The 22,726-nt window shown below is 68.2% G+C and carries 19 protein-coding genes and 1 riboswitch; of the genes, 8 read left to right on the forward strand and 11 right to left on the reverse strand.

Annotation, left to right across the window (positions count from 1 at the left end):
* Positions 1-88 precede the first annotated feature (88 nt).
* Complete coding sequence (locus FHR38_RS32690; protein WP_184538835.1) at positions 89-769, reverse strand: YciE/YciF ferroxidase family protein; 681 nt, start codon at positions 767-769, stop codon at positions 89-91.
* A 179-nt stretch (positions 770-948) separates the two neighbouring features.
* Between FHR38_RS32690 and FHR38_RS30995 the strand changes: the two genes are divergently transcribed.
* The gene (locus tag FHR38_RS30995; RefSeq protein ID WP_184538837.1) at positions 949-3,603 is read left to right on the forward strand and encodes a M14 family zinc carboxypeptidase; all 2,655 of its coding nucleotides are present in this window, start codon (positions 949-951) and stop codon (positions 3,601-3,603) included.
* A 67-nt stretch (positions 3,604-3,670) separates the two neighbouring features.
* Here FHR38_RS30995 and FHR38_RS31000 read toward each other — a convergent pair whose 3' ends face one another.
* Positions 3,671-4,429, reverse strand: coding sequence for an SRPBCC family protein (locus FHR38_RS31000; protein ID WP_184538839.1), 759 nt, complete (start codon positions 4,427-4,429; stop codon positions 3,671-3,673).
* A 69-nt stretch (positions 4,430-4,498) separates the two neighbouring features.
* The gene (locus tag FHR38_RS31005) at positions 4,499-5,110 is read right to left on the reverse strand and encodes an ArsR/SmtB family transcription factor (RefSeq protein WP_184538841.1); all 612 of its coding nucleotides are present in this window, start codon (positions 5,108-5,110) and stop codon (positions 4,499-4,501) included.
* Between the two features lie 562 nt (positions 5,111-5,672).
* Between FHR38_RS31005 and FHR38_RS31010 the strand changes: the two genes are divergently transcribed.
* The 3 genes from FHR38_RS31010 to FHR38_RS31020 all read left to right on the forward strand — a co-directional run bounded on the left by FHR38_RS31010 (position 5,673) and on the right by FHR38_RS31020 (position 7,885).
* Complete coding sequence (locus tag FHR38_RS31010; RefSeq protein WP_184538843.1) at positions 5,673-6,281, forward strand: hypothetical protein; 609 nt, start codon at positions 5,673-5,675, stop codon at positions 6,279-6,281.
* An 87-nt stretch (positions 6,282-6,368) separates the two neighbouring features.
* Positions 6,369-6,595: riboswitch (cobalamin riboswitch) on the forward strand.
* A gap of 213 nt (positions 6,596-6,808) precedes the next feature.
* The gene (locus FHR38_RS31015) at positions 6,809-7,255 is read left to right on the forward strand and encodes an acyl-CoA thioesterase (protein WP_246448039.1); all 447 of its coding nucleotides are present in this window, start codon (positions 6,809-6,811) and stop codon (positions 7,253-7,255) included.
* A gap of 3 nt (positions 7,256-7,258) precedes the next feature.
* Positions 7,259-7,885, forward strand: a complete 627-nt coding sequence (locus FHR38_RS31020; protein WP_312882508.1) for a LysE family translocator — start codon at positions 7,259-7,261, stop codon at positions 7,883-7,885.
* A gap of 103 nt (positions 7,886-7,988) precedes the next feature.
* Here the strand turns inward: FHR38_RS31020 and FHR38_RS31025 are convergent, their stop codons facing one another.
* The 5 genes from FHR38_RS31025 to FHR38_RS31045 all read right to left on the reverse strand — a co-directional run bounded on the left by FHR38_RS31025 (position 7,989) and on the right by FHR38_RS31045 (position 14,895).
* A complete protein-coding gene (locus FHR38_RS31025) occupies positions 7,989-8,870 on the reverse strand; it encodes an oxidoreductase (RefSeq protein WP_184540493.1) in 882 nt (293 codons plus the stop codon).
* Between the two features lie 162 nt (positions 8,871-9,032).
* On the reverse strand, positions 9,033-10,247 hold the full coding sequence (locus FHR38_RS31030) for a globin domain-containing protein (RefSeq protein WP_312882509.1): 1,215 nt from the start codon (positions 10,245-10,247) through the stop codon (positions 9,033-9,035).
* 378 nt (positions 10,248-10,625) lie between these two features.
* Positions 10,626-10,895, reverse strand: a complete 270-nt coding sequence (locus FHR38_RS31035) for a DUF6289 family protein (RefSeq protein ID WP_184538845.1) — start codon at positions 10,893-10,895, stop codon at positions 10,626-10,628.
* A 110-nt stretch (positions 10,896-11,005) separates the two neighbouring features.
* Positions 11,006-14,560 (reverse strand): CHAT domain-containing protein, encoded by a 3,555-nt coding sequence (locus tag FHR38_RS31040; protein ID WP_184538847.1) that lies wholly within the window; start codon positions 14,558-14,560, stop codon positions 11,006-11,008.
* Positions 14,561-14,568: 8 nt separating this feature from the next.
* A complete protein-coding gene (locus tag FHR38_RS31045) occupies positions 14,569-14,895 on the reverse strand; it encodes a hypothetical protein (RefSeq protein ID WP_184538849.1) in 327 nt (108 codons plus the stop codon).
* 168 nt (positions 14,896-15,063) lie between these two features.
* Between FHR38_RS31045 and FHR38_RS31050 the strand changes: the two genes are divergently transcribed.
* Positions 15,064-15,462: a nuclear transport factor 2 family protein gene (locus FHR38_RS31050; protein WP_184538851.1), complete on the forward strand. Its 399-nt coding sequence runs from the start codon at positions 15,064-15,066 to the stop codon at positions 15,460-15,462.
* 2 nt (positions 15,463-15,464) lie between these two features.
* Positions 15,465-16,679: a low temperature requirement protein A gene (locus FHR38_RS31055; RefSeq protein WP_184538853.1), complete on the forward strand. Its 1,215-nt coding sequence runs from the start codon at positions 15,465-15,467 to the stop codon at positions 16,677-16,679.
* Between the two features lie 14 nt (positions 16,680-16,693).
* Here the strand turns inward: FHR38_RS31055 and FHR38_RS31060 are convergent, their stop codons facing one another.
* The 3 genes from FHR38_RS31060 to FHR38_RS31070 form a co-directional block, all read right to left on the reverse strand.
* Complete coding sequence (locus FHR38_RS31060; RefSeq protein ID WP_184538855.1) at positions 16,694-18,778, reverse strand: catalase; 2,085 nt, start codon at positions 18,776-18,778, stop codon at positions 16,694-16,696.
* Between the two features lie 153 nt (positions 18,779-18,931).
* On the reverse strand, positions 18,932-19,894 hold the full coding sequence (locus tag FHR38_RS31065) for an endonuclease/exonuclease/phosphatase family protein (RefSeq protein WP_246446803.1): 963 nt from the start codon (positions 19,892-19,894) through the stop codon (positions 18,932-18,934).
* A gap of 118 nt (positions 19,895-20,012) precedes the next feature.
* Positions 20,013-20,900, reverse strand: coding sequence for a phosphotransferase family protein (locus tag FHR38_RS31070; protein WP_184538859.1), 888 nt, complete (start codon positions 20,898-20,900; stop codon positions 20,013-20,015).
* A gap of 145 nt (positions 20,901-21,045) precedes the next feature.
* On the opposite strand from FHR38_RS31070, the gene FHR38_RS31075 reads away from it, so the two are divergent.
* Positions 21,046-21,414: a YciI family protein gene (locus FHR38_RS31075; RefSeq protein WP_184538861.1), complete on the forward strand. Its 369-nt coding sequence runs from the start codon at positions 21,046-21,048 to the stop codon at positions 21,412-21,414.
* A gap of 71 nt (positions 21,415-21,485) precedes the next feature.
* The gene (locus FHR38_RS31080) at positions 21,486-22,721 is read left to right on the forward strand and encodes an RNA polymerase sigma factor (protein WP_221449262.1); all 1,236 of its coding nucleotides are present in this window, start codon (positions 21,486-21,488) and stop codon (positions 22,719-22,721) included.
* The last annotated feature ends 5 nt before the right edge of the window (positions 22,722-22,726 follow it).

A 22,726-nucleotide genomic window follows, 5' to 3' on the forward strand; every position in this document is an offset into this window, starting at 1 on the left:
TCACGCATGACATCGCTCTCGAACCGCCTGTCCGCCGGGCGGAGCTGCGTGTCCGGGCGGCCTGGCGGGGTGCGACAACGACGCCAGGCTAGGCGGGGGTGAGCATCTCGCGGCTCAGTTGGTGACTGATCCGTTCCAGGGCCTCCACGCCCTGTTCCTTCTGGGCGAGGTTGGTTTGTAGGTACTTCACGCATTCGGTCTCGCCCATGACCGAGGTCCAGTCGACCAGGCTCTGGTAACTGGTGATCGCGAAGTACATGAACCGGATGGCGGTGCCGAGCGCGAACAGGTCCAGTACGTCGCGGGCGGGCTGTAGAGCGATGAACTGTTCCAGCCGTTTGCGGATGCCCTCGATGGTGGTGGAGGGGGTTTCCAGCGGTGCGGCGCCCAGGGCACGCATACACATCAGGATGTTCTCGGACTGCCGTCCGCTCGCCTTCTCCTCTTCGCACAGGGTTCGCTTCAGCTCACTGTGCTGAACGTACCCGGCTATCCAAGCAAGCATCTGCCCGCCGGCCTTCTCCGCATCGCGCAGTACGCCCATCTCGTAGTAGAACAGGCCCTCTGCGGTATCCAGTCCCATCCGTCGTCCCCCGCCCGCTTCTCGGTGCCGGTCGAAGTCGTCGGCTACCCAGGAAGCCGGGATTGAATCCAGCCGGTCGGCGTCGATCTGCATCGCGCTACCCGGCTCGGCGGGGACGAGCGCGACGAGGAAACCTCCGCAGTCGGGCGGTTGGGCGGCAGCACCGTCGGACCAGGCGAAGAGCACGCCGGACGGGTTGCGGTGCTGGTGAGCGACTTACACCGCAACGGTGTAGCCAACGATCCGAGCCGCAGACCTTGACACAAATCGATCGATGCGTCAGGTTGTGCCCACCTGATCACGAGATTGACCAATGGATCAGTGACGACCAGACGCGGGGGGACCCGAGGACGATCGGAGAACTGATGCGAGTAACGACAACACGGAAACGGGCGCTCGCGCTGCTCGCCGCCGCAGGCCTCCTCCTGGTACCGATGAAGACGACGGCCGAGTCGCCGGCGACGACGCCGACCGCGCAGGAGTGGACCCCGGCAGCACAGACCCAGGCCCGCAACATCCCCACCCCGGAACGCTACTTCGGCTTCAGGATGGGCACCACCGGCCGGCTCGCCGGGTTCCCGAAGATCAAGGACTATCTCCGCCTCGTCGACCGTAACTCCGACCGGGTCACCTACCAGGTGGCCGGCACCACCACGGACGGCAACGAGTACCCGGTCCTGTTCGTCAGCTCGCCGGGCAACCTGCGCAGGCTCGATCGGATCGTCGAGATGAACCGTCGACTCGCTGACCCCCGGGGCCTCACCCCCGAGCGGGCCCGCGCACTGGCCGCGCAGAGCGTTCCGGTCTACATGCTGGAAGCCACCCTGCACTCCACCGAGGTCTCCAACACCCAGGCCATCGTCGACCTCGTGCACCGGTTCGCCACCGAGGACTCCGACTACACCCGCAACGTGCTGGACAACGTCGTCATCATGCTGATCCCGTCCGGAAATCCCGACGGGCAACACCGGGTGGTCGACTACTTCAACAAGACCGCCGGCACCAACCTCAACCGGGTCTACCCGGACCTCTACCAGAAGTACGTCGGGCACGACAACAACCGGGACTGGTTCATGTTCACCCAGCCCGAGACCCGGATCCGTACCAACCTGGAGAAGAAGTACCGGCCGGTGGTGTTCCACGCCGGCCATCAGGCCGGCACCGGCAGTCCCCGGATCTGGCTACCGACCTACGACGAGCCGCTCAGCCGGGACATCGACCCGATCACCATCGAGTCGGCGAACTCACTCGGCGCGCAGGTCGGCCGGGCCCTGATCGCCGAAGGCAAGACGGGCGTCCAGCACGACGACGCGTACGGCATCTTCTGGAACGCCGACGTCGCCGGGTACTCCTCCTACCGGGGCACGTCACTGTTCCTGCACGAGATCGCCAGCGCACGGGACCTGGCGTACCCGGTCAAGAGCACTGACGGTAGACCGCTGGGGTCGCAGGATCGGACGATGCGCAACGTCGCGCCGTACGACAGCGACACGTGGACGCTGGAGCAGATGGTCGACTATGCCAAGACCAGCTACTACACGGGTCTGAAGACGGTCGCCGACAGCGCCCAGGGTTGGCTCTACAACAACCTCTACCAGGTGGCCCGCAACAGCCTCACCTGGACCGGCGGCCCCCACGCCTACGTCATCCCCGCCGCGCAACGAGACCCGTACGCCACCTTCGAACTGCTGGACATCCTGGAGCTCGGCGAGGTCGAAATCGACCGTGCGACGAGGGCGTTCACGGCCGGCAACCAGCGTTACGAGGCCGGCTCATACGTCATCCGGACCCAGCAGCCGCTGGGCCGGTGGGTCGACCAACTGTTGAAGATCGAGGCGTACCCGCAGAACGCCCGCAAGTGCGCCAACTGCCCGCTGATCATGCCGTACAGCGAGACCACCGACAATCTCGCGTTGCTGCTCGGCGTTGACGTGGACGCCGTTCAGGACTCGTTCACCGCCCGGCTGGAGCGGGTCGGCCACATCGGCCCCACCCCGGTACGGATGCCAACCGCGCCGAGGGCCAGCGGTGCGTACCTCGTCTCGCCCCACTCGTACGCGATCGGCAAGATGCTCGCCGCCCTCCAGGCCGCCAACGTCCCGGTGTTCCGGTCGGCGGGCACATTCGCCGCTGCCGGCCGCGACTTCGCGGCTGGCACCGTGATCGTCCCGCCGAGCGGCCAGGCCCGTACGGTACTGGCCCGGGTCTCGGCCGAAACCGGCGTACCGGTCTTCGCCACCGACAGCACCCCTCGGGTGAAGGGCTTCCAGCTCAAGCCGAACACCCGGGTCGGGCTGATCCGGGGCGCGAACAACATGCCCGGCGGTTGGCTGATGTGGATGTTCGACCAGTACGGCGTCAACTACCGGGTCGTCAGCGCGGACGACTACACCGGCGGTGGGCTCGCGTCCCGGTACGACACGATCGTCATCGCCGACGGCGTCACCAAGCAACGGATCGTCACCGGGCTCGACCCGGCCCGTCATCCGCAGGAGTTCGCCTGGGCACGCGGGGTCGGTGAGGCGGGCTGGGCCCAACTGCGGGCGTATGTCCAGGGCGGTGGCAACCTGGTCGCCATCGGCGACGGGGCGGACACCGCGCGGGAGTTGCTCGACCTGCCGATCCGCAACGTCGTACCGACCAACCGCGATCAGTTCAACGTGCCGGGCGCGCTGGTGCAGAACACCTTCGACCCGGCCACTCCGGCGGCTTGGGGCATGCCGGCACAGTGGCCGGTGTGGTTCTACAACAACGCCGCCTACCAGGTCACCGGCACCGGGGCCCGGGTGGCGGCCAGCTATCCGACCCGGGGTGAGCTGTTGGCCAGCGGGTACGCCCATGGCCAGCAGGCCCTCGCCGGCCTGGCCAACGTCGTGTCGTTCGACGTGGGGCAGGGCCAGGTGACCATCGCGGGCGGCGAGATCACCTTCCGGAGCTGGCCACGTGCCGCCTTCCCGGTGCTCTACAACTCCATCTACCACGGTCCGGCACAGCCGGCGGACGCACCACGGTTCGACTGACCGTCTCGCGTGGCGGTGGCCGGGCCGGCCACCGCCTCCCGGGAGCGATCGGCGAACGTTCGCCGGCTCAGCCGACCGGCAGGCCGGTCAACCAGTCCTGCCAGACCTGCCGTGTCCCGGCCGGGTCGGCATCGGCGGCGAAGATGTGGTGCCCGACGACCAGGACGTTGCCTCGGTCCGGACCGGAGTGGATGAACCGGTAGAGGGCGTCGGTGGTCCGTACGCCGAAGTAGGTCGGCAGCTCCACGAGGTCCACAACCCCGCCGGTTGGTGGCAGTCCAGGCAGTTCGAGCCGGGCAGGTTGCCCCGCGACGGCAGGGCCGGTGAGCCCGAACGCGCTGGTCACCGCCGCCCACACTTGGTCGGGATCGCCGGCACCGGGCCGAAACGCGGTGACCGGGGTTCCGGTACGACCAGCGAAGTGCGCCAGGTACGCCGTTAGCGTCCCGAGGTACATGTCCCAGCCAACACGTAGGGCGTCGTACTCGGTCTCCCAGTTGTCGCCGAGCACGCCGCTGTGCACCATCCGCAGCACGGTGCTGCCCTGGTCGCGGCCTTCGATCAGGTATTCGATGGCCATGAAGGTGCCATCCGGTCCTGGTTCGGTCTGGTACGCGTACCGCTTCCCGGGCTCCCAGGCCGTCACCGTCGCGTCCTCGACCTCGCCGGCCATGGCGAACCGGTGCCGACCACCTTCGCGCGGTTCGACCTCGCTGTGTCCCATGAACCAGGAGTCGATGCCCGGACCGGTGGCGATCGCAGACCAGACCTCCTCCGGGGTGGCGGACAGTTCGATTTCCTTGCCGAGTTCAAACGGGTGTCCCATGGTGGCACCTCTCTGTGTCGGTGGGCTGGCCTATCCGGTCGATCGGATCGGGCAGGGCTGACGACCCGGTCAGGGCTTCTCGGAATCGGGCGTACGATTCGGTGGGCTCACACTCGGATGCAGGGCAATCACCATCCGGTGCGTACGCCCCTCGGAGGCCTGTTCGTCGTGGTATTTGCCGACCAGGCGGGTGACGGTGGCGGCCAACTCCTCGGCGAAGGCCGCCCGGTCGCTGGCTGAAGCGAAGCGGATGTCGGCGTCGAGGGCGAAGGTCCCCACCCGTTTCTTGACCCGGTCCGCGCCGCTGATCAGCGCACCCACGTCCTGGACGAGTCGGGCGGAGATCGCCAGTAGCCACCGCGCGGAGAGCCGGTCCGGTGCCTGGGCCGGATCCGGGCGTACGGCGGCGAGTGCGGTTGGTGAGATCACGTAGGACGCGGCGGTGGCCTGCATGACGCGCTCGGTGACGTTCCCCTTTCGGCGCTCCTCGACCAGCTCGATCAGGCCGTGCTGCTCCAGTGTTCGCAGGTGGTAGTTGACCTTCTGGCGGGCGAGGCCAACCCGGGCCGCGAGCATCGTCGCCGAGGCTGGTTCGGCGAGTGCGGCGAGCAACCGCGCCCGGATCGGGTCGAGCGATGCCTCCGCCGCCGCCGGCTCCTCGATCACTGCGATGTCGAACATGCCACCACCTTCTCACCGACATATTTTCTTGTCAAGAAAAGTTCAATCGTCGGCCCACCGATCCTCCGACTTCGTTAGCCCGTACGCCGCGACCCGCTCGCCGGCCATCCGCAACATGCCCGAGCCCGGATCGTTACCCGCGACTGAGACGGCGACGTACGGGGACACCTGCGCGTCGAGGCAAGCACCGGTCGTTGGACCCGGCTCGGTTTCAACGGCTACGCGGAGGGCGGGAGTACCCCTCCACTGGACGCACGGCCCTCCGTGCTCATGACCGAGACCGCCCTCTCGCTCCGGGTGTCCCTGCTGGTGGTGGCTGTCATGGGTCGACGGTTGGCCCGGTACGGTGGGGACAGCTGGTTGGCACACTCCGGTCGGTCTATGTGAGACTCTGCCCGTGACGACCCCTCCGCCGCCGGGTGTGCCCCAGCCGCCGGGTGCGATTCCGCCAGATCCGGACACGACACAGTGGTCCGTAGATCCCAGCGTCCTTCCACCGGGACCGGGCACCCCGCTACCACCGCCAATGCCTCCGAAGCGCAATGGCCCCCTCATCATCGGGGTGATCGCCGGGGTGCTGGCACTGTGCCTACTGGGAACCTGCGGGATCGCGGTGGCCGCGGTGGCCTTCTTCAACGCCAAGGACGACCGGCAGAATCAGGCGACCGGTGATACTGACCCGTGGACCTCGCCCACCCCGCGAAGGACCAATTACCCGACACCGTCCAAGACGGAGACGGACTCGCCGAACCGACTCCCGACAACCAAGGCACCGCCGCCCCCGCCGGCGAAGATCGGGCAGTGCATCGCTGTCAGCGAGCAGGGCGACTTCCAGGGGGTCGGCAACTGCAACGGCACTCGTGGCACCTACCGGGTGCTCTCGGTGGACTACGAGCGGAACGACTGCGCAAACCCCAAAGCCGCATACATTACCGAAGATGGCTATCGACTGTGTCTGGAACTACACCTGGTGCGCTTCTACTGTTACAAGTTCCCGAAGGGTAACGGCTGGATCGTGGCTGCGTCGAAATGCAAGGCAAAGGGCACCGTCCACATCATCGACATCGTTCCCGGCGCCGCCAACGACCGCCAGTGCACCCGCGACTACAAATGGAACCGCTGGTATCGGTTCACCGACCCGGTCGTCGTCTACTGCGTCATGCAGTACTAGCGCCACCAGAGGCTAGCGCGACCAAAGCGGGGCAGCCTTGGTGACGATCCGCAGGACACCTGCGCGCTGGCCCGTCCCCGGCCGGCTATGCTCGTCCACGGCGCTGGTCCGCCCCGGGTATTGGCTGCTCGGGCGGCGTAAGAGGGAACCCGGTGAGAGTCCGGGACTGCCCCGCAGCGGTGAGCGGGAACGACCGCCGTCAGACGCACTGGACGAAGCACGTCTGGGAAGCGACGGCCAGTAGGACGCCATCGGAGGCTGTCTCCGATGCGATGCCCGCGAGTCCGAAGACCTGCCCGCGCTGCGTACACGAACCCGTGTGCGCAGCCGTCGGCTTCGCGGGTGGGCCGGGCGGACGACGCGCCGTGGCCGGCTGGTGCCGCGACGTGGCAGGCCGCTGCCTCCCGGGGATCGACGGTTCGGTTCTCGAGGGACGGACTGTAGTTGTGACCACCACCATCGTTTCCCCGCCCGACGTCGGCGACGGCCGACCGCCTTCGGCCTCGCACCTGACCCTGTCGCAGATCATGGACCAGCACCACACCAACCTGATGGGTACCGTCCACGGCGGCCGGATCCTCAACCTCATCGACTCCGTTGCCGGCGTCGTGGCCGCCCGGCACTCCGATGGTCCGGCGGTGACCGCCGCCATCGATGAGACCGCCTTCCTGCGGGCGGTACGCGTCGGCGACGTCGTACACGTCGACGCGCGGATCACCTGGGCCGGCCGTAGCTCGATGGAGGTCGCCGTCAGGGTCACCGCCGATCGGTGGGACCGGGCGGTACCGGCCGACACGGTAGCCACCGCGCACCTGGTCATGGTCGCCGTGGACAACGCGGGTCGGCCGCGTGCCGTCCCCGCCCTGCTACCGGAGACGGACGACGACCGGCGCCGCTACCGGGAGGCCCGGATCCGGCGTGAGCACCGGCTGACCCTACGGCAGGCACTCCTCCAGCACACCACCGAGGGCTGAGTCGTGGGCCCCGTCTCCACCAGTGTGCTGGTCGGCTACCTCGCCGCGATCACCCTTCTCATGATCACGCCCGGACCGGACATGATGTTCGTCCTGGCCAACGCCGCCCGGTACGGCGTCCGCGCCGGAGTCGTCGCCGCGGTCGGCGTCGCCGTCGGCGAGGCCATCCACGTCCTGGCCGTCGTGCTGGGACTGGCCACGGTGATCGCCACCTCGCCGGTGCTGTTCACCGCGATCAGATGGGGTGGTGCGGCGTACCTGGTTCTGCTCGGCCTGCTCGCACTACGCCGAAGTCCGCAGCCGGGTACCGACCTGGCCGGACCGGCCAACGCCGAGTTGCGCCGGGCCTTCAGCCGGGGGCTCATGACCAACCTGCTCAACCCGAAGATGATCCTGTTCAGCGTCGCGTTCCTCCCCCAGTTCGTGGACGCGTCCGCCGGCAACGTCACGGCGCAACTGGTCACCCTCGGTGCGCTGTTCGTGCTGGTGCAGCTGACCGTCGACATCGGCCTGGGCATGCTGGCCGGCCGCCTCTCCGGTCGCGTCTCCACCGACCGTTGGTCCCGACGGGTCAGCCGGATCTGCACGGTCGCCTTCATCGGCCTGGGACTGCGCCTGGCCCTGGGCTGACCGGGGACGCCGGGTGGGGTCCGTCGACCCCACCCGGGCAAGGTCATCTCCCAGTCCAGCAGGTCCTCACCGTTCGGCAGGTCCTCACCGCCGTGCCCTGCCCCTAGGCGTCAACCGCAAGCGAATCGAGGCAGGCCATCTCATCCGCGGAGAGTCGTAGCGCGCCCGCCGCGATGTTGGCGACCAGATGTTCGGGGTTACCGGTACCCGGTATGGCCAGCACGTGCTGGCCACGCTGCAACGTCCAGGCCAACCGGACCTGCGCAGCCGTCGTGCCGTGGGCTCGGGCGATGTCGAGTATCTCGGTGCGGTCCGTGCTGCTCGCGCCCGCCTCACGGCCGGCACCGGCGATGGCGAAAAAGGGTACGAAGGCGATGCCCTGTGCACCACAGGCGCGCAGGAGGTCATCGGTATGCCGGCGGAACCCGATGCCGTACGGGTTCTGCACGCATACCACCGGCGCGATGGCCTGGGCCTCGGCAAGATGTTCGGGCCTGATGTTGGAGATGCCCAGATGGCGGATCAGGCCCGCGTCACGCAGCTCCGCCAGTGCGCCGAACCGCTCGGCAATCGACTCGGGGCCGTGGACCCGCAGGTTGACCACATCGAGATGGTCGCGCCCGAGCTGACGCAGGTTCTCCTCGACCTGGCCGCGCAGTTGCTCGGGCCGGGCCGGCGGCAGCCATGCCCCCGACGGGTCCCGGCCCGGCCCGACCTTGGTGGTGATGACCAGATCATCCGGATACGGCGCCAACGCTCGGTTGATCAGCTCGTTGGCCGAGCGCAACGGCGAGAAGTAGAACGCGGCGGTATCGATGTGATTGACGCCGAGTTCGATCGCTCGCCGCAGGAGCCCGATCGCCTGGCCGCGATCGCTGGGTACGCCGTCGGCGTCACCGGTCAGGCGCATCGCGCCGAATCCCATCCGGTTGACGGTCAGATCTCCCAGGGTCCAGGTGCCCGCCGAAGCCGCGGTGATATCCATGTCCACGGCGGGCAGCCTGCCACGTGGAAGTTGCTGCCCGGGCTGGTAGGGGCCGACCGGGCAACAAATCGCCGGAAATACAATTTGTGCGGCGGTACGGCTCTCGCATCGCCTCCGCGTCACACTTCGGGCGCGGCCGCTGGTGGCCTGCCGCCAGGCCGATCAGGCGCCGTGCAGCATCCCGGGGCCGAAGACCTCGTAGCCGATCCGCTCCACAGGTACGCCCCGGGTGAGCAGGTTGCCGCGGACCAGGGTCATGAACGGCAACGGACCACACAGGTGGACGTCGACCTCCGAGGCGACCTCCAGCGGAATGAGATCCGGGTCGATCCAGCCCGCCTTCACCTGCGCCGTCGGCAACCAGCAGTCGGAGGTGACATCCTCGTACCAGAGGTTGACCCGCAGGTTTGGCAGTTGCTCCAAGAACCGGGGCAGATGCTGACGCAGGGCGTGGTGGCTCTCGCTGCGGTCGGCGTGGGCCAGGAGCACCGCCCGGTCCGGAGTGGTCTCGGCGACGTACTCCAGTGCGGACATGGCGGGTGTGAGGCCGATGCCGGCGCTGATCAGCACCAGCGGGCCGTCTCCGGCGACCGCGCTCACCTCACCGAAGGCAGGGCTGAGCCGCAGCGTGTCGCCCACCGAAACCTGCTCGTGCAGGTAGGTTGAGACCGCTCCGGCGGGGCTGTCGGCGGTGGCACGTATCCGCTTGACGGTGATCTGCCACTCGGCGGCACCCGGACGACCGGAGAGGCTGTACTGCCGGATCTGCTGATCGTCCTCGGTGAGGTCGACCGCGACGGAGACGTACTGGCCGGGGGTGAAGGACGGTGCCGGGGTGCCGTCGGCGGGGGCCAGGCGGAACGACACGACGTCGCCGGTCTCATCGGTCCGCCCGGTCACCCGCCACGAATGCCAGACGTCGACGTCGAGGCCCACGCCGGCGGTGTGGTAGAGCCGCGATTCGCGGGCGACCAGCTCGCAGGCCATCAACCAGTACGTCTCGTCCCACGCGGCGGCGATCTCCGGCGTCACCGCCTCGCCGAGCACCTCGCCTACCGCCGCGATCAGGTTCCGACCGACGATCGTGTACTGGGCCGGGGTGATCCCGAGTGAGGCATGTTTGTGCGCGATGCGGTCGAGTATCGCGTTCCACGGCGCTGCGGTGTCGCCGACAAGTCGCTCGGCGTACGCGACCACGGAGGCGGCCAACGCCTGACGTTGCTGCCCGGTGGCCTGGTTGCCCCGGTTGAACAGGTTGAGCAGTTCCGGGTTCTCCGCGAACATCCGCTGGTAGAAGTGGCCGGTCACCTCTTCGCCGTGTGCCTTGAGCAGCGGCAGGGTGGCGGTGACGATTGCTGCGGAAGTCGCGGTGAGCACGATTCCTCCTCGGTGGTTTTCCAGGACGACCCTCCCATCAAACAGGCGCAGAAAATACCTCTTTAGGGACTAAAGTCCCGGGTCATAAGGCCGTCCGGTCGCCCTATCGGCGGCCCTTCGGCCCGACCGCCCCACCCGCCAGCTGCCCTGGTCGGCCGCCCTGCGGGCTGGCTAGGAGTCGACCCGGGCGCGGCTCCAGCGGATGGGAATGCCGGCCACCGCCCGTGGCCGTTCCGGCGGGGCGATCTTCCCCGAGCACGCCCACGGCGTCACGGTCGGCGACGTCGTACGTCAACTGGAGGGCCTGCCAAGGCCCACCCCTACGCTGGGCCGACCAACGTAGGGGCTCCTGCCAATCAGAGGACAGCAGACAACCGATCAGAACGGGTCGTTGCACTGGGCCGTGGTGAAGCGCAGCCAACGGCTGGTGGCGCCGAACGTGTCGCTGGTGCCGTCGCAGAAGAGGGTGCGGCCACCGACGACCGTTTCGTAGGTGTTGGAGCTGTAGTAGGTGTAGGTGCACTGGTAGCCGGCGCGACAGGCGGGAATCGCTTGCGCCGGGGCTACCGGACCGAGCACGACGGCGACACCGACGCCAGCGAACGCGGCGGCGAGGGTACGACGGATCACGGCAGAACGAGGGGACACATGGCCTCCTGACGACAACAACGAGAATCGATGGATACATCGTCGGGCAGCATCGCGCCGCACGCAATGACCAACTTCCATCGACTGATGCGTCCCGGCCCCAGCCTCGGTCAGGATCGGGCGGCGATCTGGTCCAGGGCCGCCCCCAGCTCCGCCCGTTCGCCTGGAACCAACCGGGAAAGCACGACGCGGGCGGTTTCGACGTACTCCATCGCCTGTCGCCGGTTCCCCTGGCCGTCGTACGTCTGGGCCAGGAACAGGCTCACCCGTACGACGTTCGACCACGACTCGGCGGCCGTGAACTCACCGAGCAGCCCGGCGCACCGCTCCAGCGCCTCCGGTACGTCACCGGACTCGCCGATCACATACGCGATCATGAAGGCCGTCTCGGCGGCATAGACGGACATCGAGCGGGCCTGGTAGACGCCGAGCGCTGTCTCGAAGGCGGACCGCGACTCGGCCAGCCGTCCCCGGCAGAGTTCGACGATCCCAAGCTCATGGTGGGCGTCGGCGGAGAGGCGGGACGACCGGTCAGCGGTCTCGATCACAAAGGCGCACCAGTGTGCGGCGTCGTCGTAGTTGCCCGACTGCTCCTCCACCATCGACAGTTCGTGTGCGGTCTCGGCGAGGCTGGTCCGCCCCAGCCGCCCCTCGCCCTGGTCCACGTCGAGCGCTGCGGCAAGCCAGCGGCGGGCGGTGTCGAAATCACCACCGAGTCGGGCCCGACGCCCGAGGTAACGACGGATGTTGACCGCGGACTCGAAGTCGCCGCGCAGCTCCGCCGTGCGTAGCTGGACGATCAGCTCGTCGGTTTCGGTCACGTCCCAGTGCCGTGCGGGTGTAGGCGCGGTGGCGACTGGTAGTCCGACCTCGACGGCGAGCGCGGCCGCCTGCGGTTCGCTGAGTGCCAGCGTCTCGACCAACCGCGCGAACTCGATCCGGCAGGCGGTCAGCGCGTCGTCCGTCGCATCGGTCACGGCATGCCCGACGGCCACCCGCAGCGCCTGCACCGCCGCTGGCGGCTCTCCCAGCGCCAGCAGGATCGTCACCTGGTGCAGGCGCATCCGCACCCGGTTGCGCCGCATGAACGACGTGTCCTCGTCCTGCACCAGCCGGTCGATGTGCACCCGGGCGGTGACCCAGTCGTCCCGCACCATGGCGGCGTGTCCCAGGATCGCGTCCAGCATGTTGAAGAGGACGTCGGCTCCGGGGCGGGTGGCGTACTCGTCGAACACGAGTTGGTGGAAGTCGTCCAGCAGGCTGCGAGCCCGGTTCCAGCCGAACGAGCCGACCGGCTCGTCGGCGAACGCCTGCGCCACCGAGCTGGCCAGTTCGTACGCGCCGGTCCGTACGGCGTGCCACAACGACAGCAGTGTGGTCGATTCGAGCAGGTTGATGGTCAGGTCCCGGATGTGCCGGTCGGCGTAGGCACCGCGCCCCTCGCCCACAGCCGCGCCCCGACCGGGTGTGTTCGCCAGCAGCACCATCGCCGAGGCGCTGACCCCCCGGCTGAGGGCGCCCACCTGCGCCGGGGTGAACCATCGGCCCAGCAACGCGCGGAAGGCGTACCGGACCGCCGGCGTGACTTCGAAACCCACGTCGGGATCGGCGGCGATCTGCCGTACCAGTCCGGCCCGGGCCGCCTCGGCGAGCAGTTCCCGCCACTGGGTTGCCGGAACGACCATGCCGGTGGCCTGGGTGAACGGGTCCTCGGTGAGCCCCCTGTTGGTCAGGACGGCGAGCAGCCGGGGCAGGACCACCGCACCGTTGAGCCCGAGCAGGGACAGCGGACGCAGGCTGGCCTCCGGCAGTGTGTCCAGGCAGCGGGCGACCGATTCGTCGTAGAGCGGATCCGACGCGGGCAACGGGGAGACGGGGCCGGCAGTGTCCCCGGCCTCGGCCGGTGGCCCGAACTCCATCTGCTGACAGACCTGCTCCACCGAACAGGTGCCCAGCGCCCGGAGAACGGCCTGAACCGAGCCGCCGTGCCACCCGGTGCAGCGGATCAGCCAGCGCAACAGCGGCGCGGTGACCGACTGGAGCTGCTCCTCGCCGCCGTGGTCGACAATCGCCCGGCGGAGCAGCGTGCCGGCGACCTCAGGTGGGACGTCCTGTAGCGGGTACGCGTGATGCGGCACGCCGAGCGCGTCGTGCCGCAGCCCGATGACGACCCGGTGCCCGGGGGGCAGCAGGCGCAGCGCCTCCTCGCAGGCCGACACATACTCGTCCATTCCGTCCCAGACGTGCAGCACCCGGGACGGCTGCGCCCCCAGTGCGGCATCCCGCAGTTGCTCGACCACAGTCCCGATCTGTGCACCGGTCACCAACTCGACTCGCTCGAAGGTGTGGACGAGTTCGGCATAGCGGGCGTACGACCACAGGAAGACGCTCTTTCCGATCCCGACCGGACCGTGCACCACGACCGGGGTCGGTGACCTGAGCTGCCGGTCGAGGTGGGTGACCTCGTCGTCCCGGTACATCAGCATGTCGAGGTCGTCGAACTCGCCGTCGGGTACGGGCTCACCGGGCAGTATCGGTACCTCCGCCATCGGGGTGGTGGGCACCGCCTGGGTGTAGAGCACCGGCATGACCTGGAACGGCCGGGTGCGGCCCAGGGTGGTCGACGGATGGCGGATCTGGTCCAACAGGGCGCGACGGCCGGCGGAAGCTGCGGCACCGATGGTCTGCCGGTCGCCGAGGGCCCGGTAGAAGGCGGCCATGAAGCGGGCGGCCACCGTGGCGGGCACATTGTGGGTCATGGCGAGCACCGCCGGCACTCCGGCAGTGAGTAGGGCCGATGCGACCGTTCGCAGGTTGGGGTCGGTCGACCGATGCGCCGAGCGGCAGGCGTTCAGCACCACGACTGGTGGCCGGTCGATGGGGACGACGGTCGCGAACTCGGCCGCCGAGACCGGGTCCGGCCCACCGTCGGCCCGCTCGAAGAGGAGGCCGCTGGCGAGCTTGTCCGAGGTCGACTCGGATCGGAAGAACCCGTGCCCGTCGAAGTGGATGATCGAGTAGTCCGGCGTCGTGGTAAGCACCTCCCGGAGCCGGTCGATCGTCGGCGGATGCAGCAGGTCGATGTGCACCGCACCCGCCGACCGGGCGGCGACCTGCAACATCGGTCCCCGGATGGTCCGGGCTCGGACGTCCTGGGCACCGTACGGCCGAGGCGACACGAGTAGTACCCGCAACGCCCCGCCGAGTACGGGCGCGGCCACGTCCTGGCCCGTCCGGCTACGGCACCGGGTCAGTTCCCGGGCGCTGGCCAGCGGGTACGCCTCGGTGTCCGGAATCCGCAGCAGTTCCCAGGGGATGGCAAGGAATTCGGGGTCCTCGGAGATCAGGCGGACGGCCCGTTCGCCACCAGCCGCCGCCACGAAGCTGGCGAAGATCTCGGTCAGTCCGGCGGAGGCCGTGAGTGCCCGATAGAGTTCGTAGCCAAGCTGTTCCGAGTCGCTGAGCGCTGCCGTGTAGCGCTGCCGTTCGGGCCCGAACGGCAGCGGCGCACACTCCTCCAGGAGCCAACGCAGTGTTTCCGCGCGCTCATCCGTGAACGGGTTGTGAAACCCGGCCTCGGCGCTACGCGCACCGTCGGTGAGCGTGATCCGGTCGACTCCGTCGAAGGTGACGAGAAGATCGCCACGCTCCGGTACGCCGGACACGCTACGGCTCAGTTTGGCTCGGTGAGGCGAAATTCGACGACACTGCTGCCGTCGGGTCGTTCGGTCCTGCGGTAGTAGACCTCTCGGCCCCGCGCCTGACGGCTCAGTAGGCGTTTGATCAGATCGTAGAGGGCGTTACCGGCGACGCCGGTGGCCAGGGAGCCCAGCACCACCAAAGTGCCGTCGATCAGGGCACCGGGGTCGAACCGGCCGGGGCGGCCGGTGTGGGGGCGAGCTACCGCCACGGATGCGTGGTCTGCGCTCATGTTCCACTGATGCGCGAACTCCGATGCGGTAACCCCGAATTCGTCGTCGACGGCGACGATCACATCCATGCCAGCACCTCCGGGCGTCTTCCCGGGTCGAACGATAGAGGACGTCCGCCACCCCGCCAGACTCTGCTCCGGTGTCTCGCGTTGGCCGGTCGGACACCGGTGCTCCGGGCGATAATCGAGTTCCGCCCTGGCCGCCGGCCCGAATCGATTGAGGTGGTGGAGGTCCGAATGACTCAGGACCTGCGAGCACGTTCGGCCACCGAGGTCCTCGACGACCACCTCAAACTGTCCGCTGAGAACCGGTTCGAGGAGGACATCGAGCGGAACGTCTCACCGGACTGCGTGGTCCTGGAGCGTCGCGGGGTGTTCCGGGGCCGTGAGGGGGCACGTGAACTGGCCCGGTTTCTCGCCGAAGAGATCCCTGATGCGCGGTACACCTACACGTGCCGGCTGGCCGAGGGGCGCGTCGCCTTCCTGGAGTGGTCTGCCGAGGCGGCGCATTCACGGATACGGGACGGAGCGGACTCGTACGTCGTCGAGAACGGCTGGATCGTGGCACAGACGATCCACTACACGGTCGAGCCAAAAGATCCGGGAGGAGGTAGGTCGAGGAACGGAAAAGGTTGATCATGCGTACGGGGATCGAGGCGGAGTTCGGCTCTCCGGAGGAGGCGGCTCGCCGGCCCACCTTCCTCGAACTCTTCTTCGACCTGGTCTTCGTCTTCGCGCTGACCCGGATCGTCGCCCGTATCGACGAGGGCCTGACTGTCCATCCCGGCGGCAACGAACTGTGGGATGTCACGCTCGGGTTCTTCAAGGCCGTCGTGTTACTGCTGGCACTGTTCGCCGTCTGGGAGGGAACGGCCTGGACGACCACCCGGTACAACCCGGACTCGGCCGTGGTCCAGATCGTCGTGGTCATCGCCCTGGTGTGCAGCATGGTGATGGGGGTGGCGATGCCCCGGGCGTTCAGCAGCAGTGGTCTGGCCTTCGCGATCGCATTCTGTATCGCCCAGATCAGCCGACCGCTCCTGCTGCGGATCGCGCTGCGTCAGCGGGACCGGCGGGCCCTGAAGCTACGCATGTTGATCACCCACAGCGCGTTGGCCGTGCTATGGATCTCCGGTGCGCTGGTCATCGGATGGCCGCGTGGCTTGCTCTGGGGTACGGCGCTGGTCGCCGAGTACGTCCTGATCCGGTTCGGGTGGCCGGTCCCCGGGCTGGCGCGCGCCGACCTGTCCCGCTGGGACGTCGCCGGTGGCCATCTGGCCGAGCGCTTCCAGCAGTTCTTCCTGATCGCGCTGGGAGAGACGATCCTGGTGATCGGCTTCACCTACAGCCAGGGCAGCTTCGACTCCGGTCGGACCACCGCCTTCGCGTTGGCGATCGCCACCTCGCTGCTGATCTGGTGGATCTACTTCCACCGCGCCGGGAAGATCCTCGCCGAGGCGGTGGCCGCATCGACGCATCCCGCAACGATCGGCCGTTCCGTGGCGAACACCCACATCCTCATGACGATCGGCATCGTCGCCACCGCCGCGGGCTACGAGATCTCCATCGATCATGCCTTCGACTATCCGAAGGCATCCTGGTTGATCCCCATCCTCGGCGGGCCGGTGTTGTTCATCGCCGCCCGGTCCCGGCTCGAATACGAGGTCTTCTCCCGGGTGTCACCGTCGCGCATCGTCACGATCGTGGCGCTGCTCGCGCTTGCGCCGGTCGTACTGTTCGCACCGACGCTGGTGGCCTCCGCGGTCGCTGCGGTGGTGCTCGGTGTCGCTGCCGTGGTCGACCTGCGCCGGTCTCGGGGGGCACCGCCGGAAGCGGCGGTGCCCCCCTTCTGACGTCGCGGCGAGGGTCAGGCGGCTATGGCGTCGACCGGCCGTTCGTTGAACCGGTGCCCGGCAATCGTCGTGATGAACGCGTCGATGAACTGGCTGCCGAGACCGTCACCCTCGGCGGTGACCACCCCCGCGTCGGCGGTGCCACCGGTAGGTAGGTGCGCGGCCGTCCAGAGTTGGGCGCCAGCACCGACGAAACCCAACGGCTTGGCATGCTTGTACGCCTCGGCGACGAAGTGCACCGCGTATCCGTCGGCCCGCAACGCCTCGGCGGCGGTCACGCCGTCCGGGACCACGACCGCGTCGTACAGTACCGACGCCATTGTGGTGATGGCCCGATCCACCGGCAGGGTCGATCCGTCGGCGGCGGTGACCGCACCGTCGGCCGCAGCCAGCAACTCCGGTACGGCGTGCTGGGCTCGCAGGGCGTCGACCAGTGGCGTCACGCTGGCCGCGTCCACTCCGTCGGCGACGAGGATGGCCACCTTGCGTCCCTTGATCGAGTCGGGTGGCATGTTCGCCTGGCTCAACGCGGGTGAGCGGCGATCATGGTTCTCCCCCACCTTGGCCGGTGCCTGGACACCGATTCCCTCGGCGACGGCGACGGCGAGCCCGTGGTCGATCTGGGTGAGGTGCTCGACGACCCGCTGCCGGATGTGCTTGCGCTCGACCTTGCCCAGCTCGAACCGATAGGCGGCCACGATGTGCCGCTTCTCCCAGTCGGACATGCTGTTCCAGAACATCGTCGCCTGGCTGTAGTGGTCGGCGAAGCTCTCCGGTCGTTTACGGATTTTCGGGCCCTGCACGATCTCCGGGTAGTGCACGTAACCCGCGTCGCCCGCTGGCTCCGGCGAACCGTCGCTGATCGAGTTGGGATGGTAGTTGGCCTGGCGGGCCGGGATGGGGTCGGCGTGGAAACCGTCCTGCTGGTGGTTGTGCATCGGCGCGACCGGGCGGTTGATCGGAATCTGGGCGAAGTTCGGCCCGCCCAGCCGGGTCAGCTGGGTGTCGAGATAGGAGAAGAGTCGAGCCTGGAGCATCGGATCGTCGGTGAAGCCGATGCCCGGTACGACGTTCTGCACACAGAACGCCACCTGCTCGGTCTCGGCGAAGAAGTTGTCCGGGTTGCGGTTGAGCACCATCCTGCCGATCGGGCGGACCGGCACCTCCTCCTCCGGAATGATCTTCGTGACGTCGAGCAGGTCGAACCCGAACCGGTCGGCGTCCGCCTCGTCGATCAGCTGGACCCCCAACTCGAACTCGGGGAAGTTGCCTGCCTCGATGGAGTCCCACAGGTCCCGGCGGTTGAAGTCCGGGTCCTTGCCGGCCACCTTCTGTGCCTCGTCCCAGACCAGCGAGTGCGTGCCCAACACCGGCTTCCAGTGGAACTTGACGAAGGTCGACGTACCCTGCGCATTGATGAACCGGAACGTGTGGACACCGAAGCCCTGCATCATCGCGAAGCTACGGGGCAGCGCCCGGTCCGACATCAACCAGATCACGTGGTGCATCGACTCCGGCGCGAGCGAGACGAAGTCCCAGAAGCTGTCATGCGCCGATGCGGCCTGCGGCATCTCGTGGTACGGCTCCGGCTTCAGCGCGTGGACGAAGTCGGGGAACTTGATGCCGTCCTGGATGAAGAAGACCGGCATGTTGTTGCCGACCAGGTCGAAATTGCCCTGGCCGGTATAGAACTTCGTCGCGAAGCCGCGCACGTCACGGACGGTGTCCGCCGACCCCCGTGAGCCCTGCACCGTGGAGAAACGAACGAAGACCGGGGTACGCACCGACGGGTCGGCCAGGAACTCCGCACAGGTCAGCTCGGCCAGTGACTCGTACACCTGGAAATAGCCGTGCGCGCCGGACCCACGGGCGTGCACCACCCGCTCGGGAATGCGCTCGTGGTCGAAGCGCATGATCTTCTCACGGAGGTGGAAGTCCTCCAGCAGAGTCGGACCTCGCGCGCCGGCCTTCAGCGAATTGTCGGTGTCCTGGACCGGTATCCCCTGGTCCGTAGTCATCACCTTGCCCCGGTTGTCGAGGCGGTAGCTGGCGAGTTGCTCGTCCTTGCTGGTCGGGCTGTTCTGACGCGGACTACTCATGAACCTCTCCCTGCACGGCACGCGGTCGCTGCCGTTGCATCTTTTCCGCCCATTGCCAGTTTTATGCCTAAATCGCGAAATTCACGGCGCTGACCAGGGCTGGGGAGATTCAGCCGTCATCGGCACCGACGCTGACGGAGCCGTACGGAGAAATCAGAACCTGACCCGTGCGGCGATGGGCAGATGGTCACTGCCGGTCGCCGGTAGCGACCAGGTCTCGACAACGGTCGCGGCCCGCGTCATGATCTGGTCGATCCGGGCCACCGGAAAGGCGGCGGGCCAGCTGAAGGCGAAACCGTATTCTGCGGACGTCAACCGCGAGCTGACCGGAAGGAGGCCTCGGTCGTCGACCGTGCTGTTCAGGTCTCCCAACAGGATCACCCGGTCCAGTGGCTCGGCGGCGATCGCGGCACCGAGCAGGGCGGCGCTCTCGTCCCGCCGCTCGGTGCTGAATCCGCCCGCCAGGCCGAGACGTACCGAGGGTAGGTGGGCCACGTACACCGCGGCATCCCCCGTGGGCATCCGCACCGTGGCTCGCAGTCCTCGGTTCCAGTCCGTTCCGACCCCCGTCGGCCTGAGGTCCAACAGCCGTGCGTCGACGATCGGCTGCCTCGACCAAAGCCCGACGGTGCCGTGCACGGTGTGGTAGGGGTAGCCCGGGGCCAGGATCGCCGCATAGGTGGACAACGCCGGGGACGTCAGTTCCACCAGGGCGATGAGATCAGGCTGGACCTTCAGAATGGCCCGGGTCGTGCCCGCCGGGTCCGGGTTCTCATCACTGACATTGTGCTGAAGTACGACGATGTCGTACGTCGTGTCGGCGTGGGGCAGCAGCAGGCCGCCGAAGACGCCGAACCAGGCAACGACCGGCAGCAGCAGGGCGACCAAGGCAACCACCGAGCGGCGCAGCAGCGCCAGGCCAAACAGCAGCGGCACGGTCAGGCCCAGCCAGGGAAGGAAGGTCTCCAGGAGGCTGCCCAGGTGCCCGACCGAATTCGGTATGGCCCGATGGAACACCAGAAGACCGGTGACGAACCCGGCGAGCAACGTGATGATCGGGCCGCGACTCCAGCCGGAGCGTCCGCGCGCATCCTTGCCCCAACCGCGGCTGGGCAATCGCGGGACCCAACGGAGCCGGACGGGTAAGCCCTGTGCCGAGCCACTGTCCACGTTCTTCATCAACACCCATTCTCCACCTGGGAGTTATGAAAGGAGTGGTCCGGCCCGGACAGGGCTACGCCGAGAAGAGCCACTCCAGCGCTGCGATGCTCTTCCCGGTGTATGACTCCTGACCTGTCTCGACGCCGTACGCCAGGTCCTCCAGCACGCTGCACCTGGCATAGAAGGTGACCCGTTCGCGTAGTCCGGTGGAATCATCGACGGCGGCCCGGTAGCTCTCGACGGCCGCGCGGGCTGGCGCCGGGCCCAGATCACGGTAGATCAGACCAAGGTCGTAGGCCGGGTCCACCATGCCCGCGTCGCTCCAGTCGATGACGCCCGTCACCGTCCACCTCACCGGGTCAACGAGGACGTGCTCGATGCCCAGATCGTTGTGCGAGAAGACCGCGGTGTACGCGGATCCGGGCGGCTCGGCGGCCAGGAACGCCTCCACCGCCCGGTGGTGGCCGACCGGTACATGTGCGACAACAGCAGCGAAGTTCGCCTCGGCCTCCCCACGCCACTCGGTCAACGGATGGTCATCTGCCTCCACCAGCCCGCTGAACCGCTCGGCCGGCGCAGCGTGCAGCGTCGCGAGCAGTTCGCCCAGGGTTGCGCCGATCGGCGTGCCGTGTGCTGCGCGTGCGGTGGGAGGCAGGTCCAACAGCGGCCGGCCGGGCAGTTTGAAGTAGGCCAGACAGCCCAGTTCCGTGACGGTGAACACGGGCTCGGGAACCGGCACCGGAGAAATGTCGGCGACGGCGGAGAGCACCCGGGCCTCGGCTTCGAGCCGCGCCGGGTCGGGTTCCCGGCTGAACCGTACGATCAGCCCGCCGCTGGCCTCGTACACCACGTTGTCCAGGCCCGCACCGATCCGGGTCACCGAGTCGACCGGGTGCTCCGGCAGGTAGGCCGCCACGATCTCGCGTACGTCTGCGGCGTGCGGTGCGTGGTGGTCGGACATCGCCCGACCCTATCGACTGGTAGCACCTCACGACGGCAGAAATCCTGCTCGTCGTTGTCGATCAGATGGTCGGTCGTTCGTATAGAGGGTGTACGGCGGGCGCGAGGCCCGGTCCGAACGGCACACAGGTCCGGAGGTTCACGAGATGAAGCAGTACCTGCTCAGCATCCAGCAGCCCGACGGTGGCCCACCCGGGGCGGAGATCCTGGAACCGATCATGCGGGACGTCGAGGCGTTCAACCGGGACGTCAAGGCCGCCGGGGCCTGGGTCTTCTCCGGCGGGCTGCACGACCCGAGCACCGCGACCGTGGTGCGACTCCGAGACGGCGAACTGCTCACCACCGACGGTCCCTACGTCGAGGGCAAGGAGCACATCGGCGGACTCACCATCATCGCCGTAGCTGACCTTGACGCTGCCCTGGACTGGGGCCGTAGGCTCGCCCGAGCGACCACGCTCCCGGTCGAGGTTCGCCCGTTCCATGGCGGACCCGGTGACGACTGCGGCGGCGAGTAGTCGTCACCGGGTTCGAAATCTCCGTCGATCATGCTCCGCGCCCGGTCCGACGACCAACGTCAACTGGGATGATGCCTATCGTGTCGGCGACCACCGATGAGATCGAGCGGCTGTTCCGCATGGAGTACGGACGGGCGGTGGCCGTCCTGGTTCGCGCGTTCGGTGACATCGACGTCGCCGAGGAGGCGGTCCAGGACGCGTTCGCCGCGGCGGTGGGGCGCTGGCCGTCGACCGGGGTGCCGCCGAGCCCGGCAGGGTGGATCATCACCACGGCTCGCCACCGGGCGATCGACCGGCTCCGCCGGGAAGCCGGCCGGACCGATCGGCACGCCCAGGCCGCCCTGCTGCACGCCCCCGACGAACCGGCGGAGTACGGCCCCGTACGCGACGAACGGCTACGACTGATCTTCACCTGCTGTCACCCGGCTCTGTCCCCGAATGCCCAGGTCGGGTTGACCCTGCGGCTGCTGGGTGGCCTCACCACCGCGGAGATCGCACGCGCATTCCTGGTTCCGGAGTCGACGATGGCCCAGCGGCTGGTCCGCGCCAAGGGCAAGATCCGGAATGCGGGGATTCCGTACCGGGTTCCGGACGCAGCCGAACTGCCGGAGCGACTTCGGGCCGTGCTCGCCGTCGTCTACCTCGTCTTCAACGAGGGCTACACGGCGACCGCGGGCGGCCAGCTCGTTCGGGCGGACCTGTGCGGCGAGGCGATCCGCCTCGGGCGGCTGCTGGTCGAATTGCTACCGGCCGAACCGGAGGCCATGGGGCTGCTCGCGCTGCTGTTGCTCGTCGAGTCTCGTCGGGCCACCCGCACCGGCCCGGAGGGCGACCTGGTGCTCCTGGCCGACCAGGACCGGAGCCGCTGGGATCACCGGCTCGTCGCCGAGGGGCAGGCGCTGGTCCGCGAGTGCCTGCGACGTAACCGGCCGGGGCCGTACCAGATCCAGGCGGCGATCAACGCCGTACACAGCGACGCGGCGACGGCGGACGCCACCGACTGGTCGCAGATCCGGCACCTGTACGACCAGCTTCTTACCCTGGATCCGAGCCCGGTGGTGGCGCTGCATCGCGCCGTCGCCGTTGCCGAGGAGGCGGGGCCGCGCACGGCGCTCGATCTGATCGAGCGCCTCGACCTGGATCGTTATCACCTTTTCCACGCCGTCCGGGCCGACCTGTACCGCCGGTTGGGGAGCGTCGGCGAGGCGACGCGGGCGTACGACGCGGCGATCGCCCGGACCGGAAACGCAACCGAACGTGCCTTCCTGCACCGCCAGCGCGAGACCCTCCACACGTCGCAGCGCTAACGGGG

Source organism: Micromonospora polyrhachis, from assembly GCF_014203835.1.
Lineage (GTDB): Bacteria > Actinomycetota > Actinomycetes > Mycobacteriales > Micromonosporaceae > Micromonospora_H > Micromonospora_H polyrhachis.

Coding starts and splice junctions, on each gene's coding strand:
- FHR38_RS30995 (WP_184538837.1), top strand. CDS start 949: ATGCGAGTAACGACAACACGGAAACGGGCGCTCGCGCTGCTCGCCGCC.
- FHR38_RS31070 (WP_184538859.1), bottom strand. CDS start 20,900: ATGTCCGACCACCACGCACCGCACGCCGCAGACGTACGCGAGATCGTG.
- FHR38_RS31000 (WP_184538839.1), bottom strand. CDS start 4,429: ATGGGACACCCGTTTGAACTCGGCAAGGAAATCGAACTGTCCGCCACC.
- FHR38_RS31080 (WP_221449262.1), top strand. CDS start 21,486: ATGCCTATCGTGTCGGCGACCACCGATGAGATCGAGCGGCTGTTCCGC.
- FHR38_RS31045 (WP_184538849.1), bottom strand. CDS start 14,895: ATGGATGTGATCGTCGCCGTCGACGACGAATTCGGGGTTACCGCATCG.
- FHR38_RS31055 (WP_184538853.1), top strand. CDS start 15,465: ATGCGTACGGGGATCGAGGCGGAGTTCGGCTCTCCGGAGGAGGCGGCT.
- FHR38_RS31015 (WP_246448039.1), top strand. CDS start 6,809: ATGGACCAGCACCACACCAACCTGATGGGTACCGTCCACGGCGGCCGG.
- FHR38_RS31050 (WP_184538851.1), top strand. CDS start 15,064: ATGACTCAGGACCTGCGAGCACGTTCGGCCACCGAGGTCCTCGACGAC.
- FHR38_RS31060 (WP_184538855.1), bottom strand. CDS start 18,778: ATGAGTAGTCCGCGTCAGAACAGCCCGACCAGCAAGGACGAGCAACTC.
- FHR38_RS31025 (WP_184540493.1), bottom strand. CDS start 8,870: ATGGATATCACCGCGGCTTCGGCGGGCACCTGGACCCTGGGAGATCTG.
- FHR38_RS31075 (WP_184538861.1), top strand. CDS start 21,046: ATGAAGCAGTACCTGCTCAGCATCCAGCAGCCCGACGGTGGCCCACCC.
- FHR38_RS31005 (WP_184538841.1), bottom strand. CDS start 5,110: ATGTTCGACATCGCAGTGATCGAGGAGCCGGCGGCGGCGGAGGCATCG.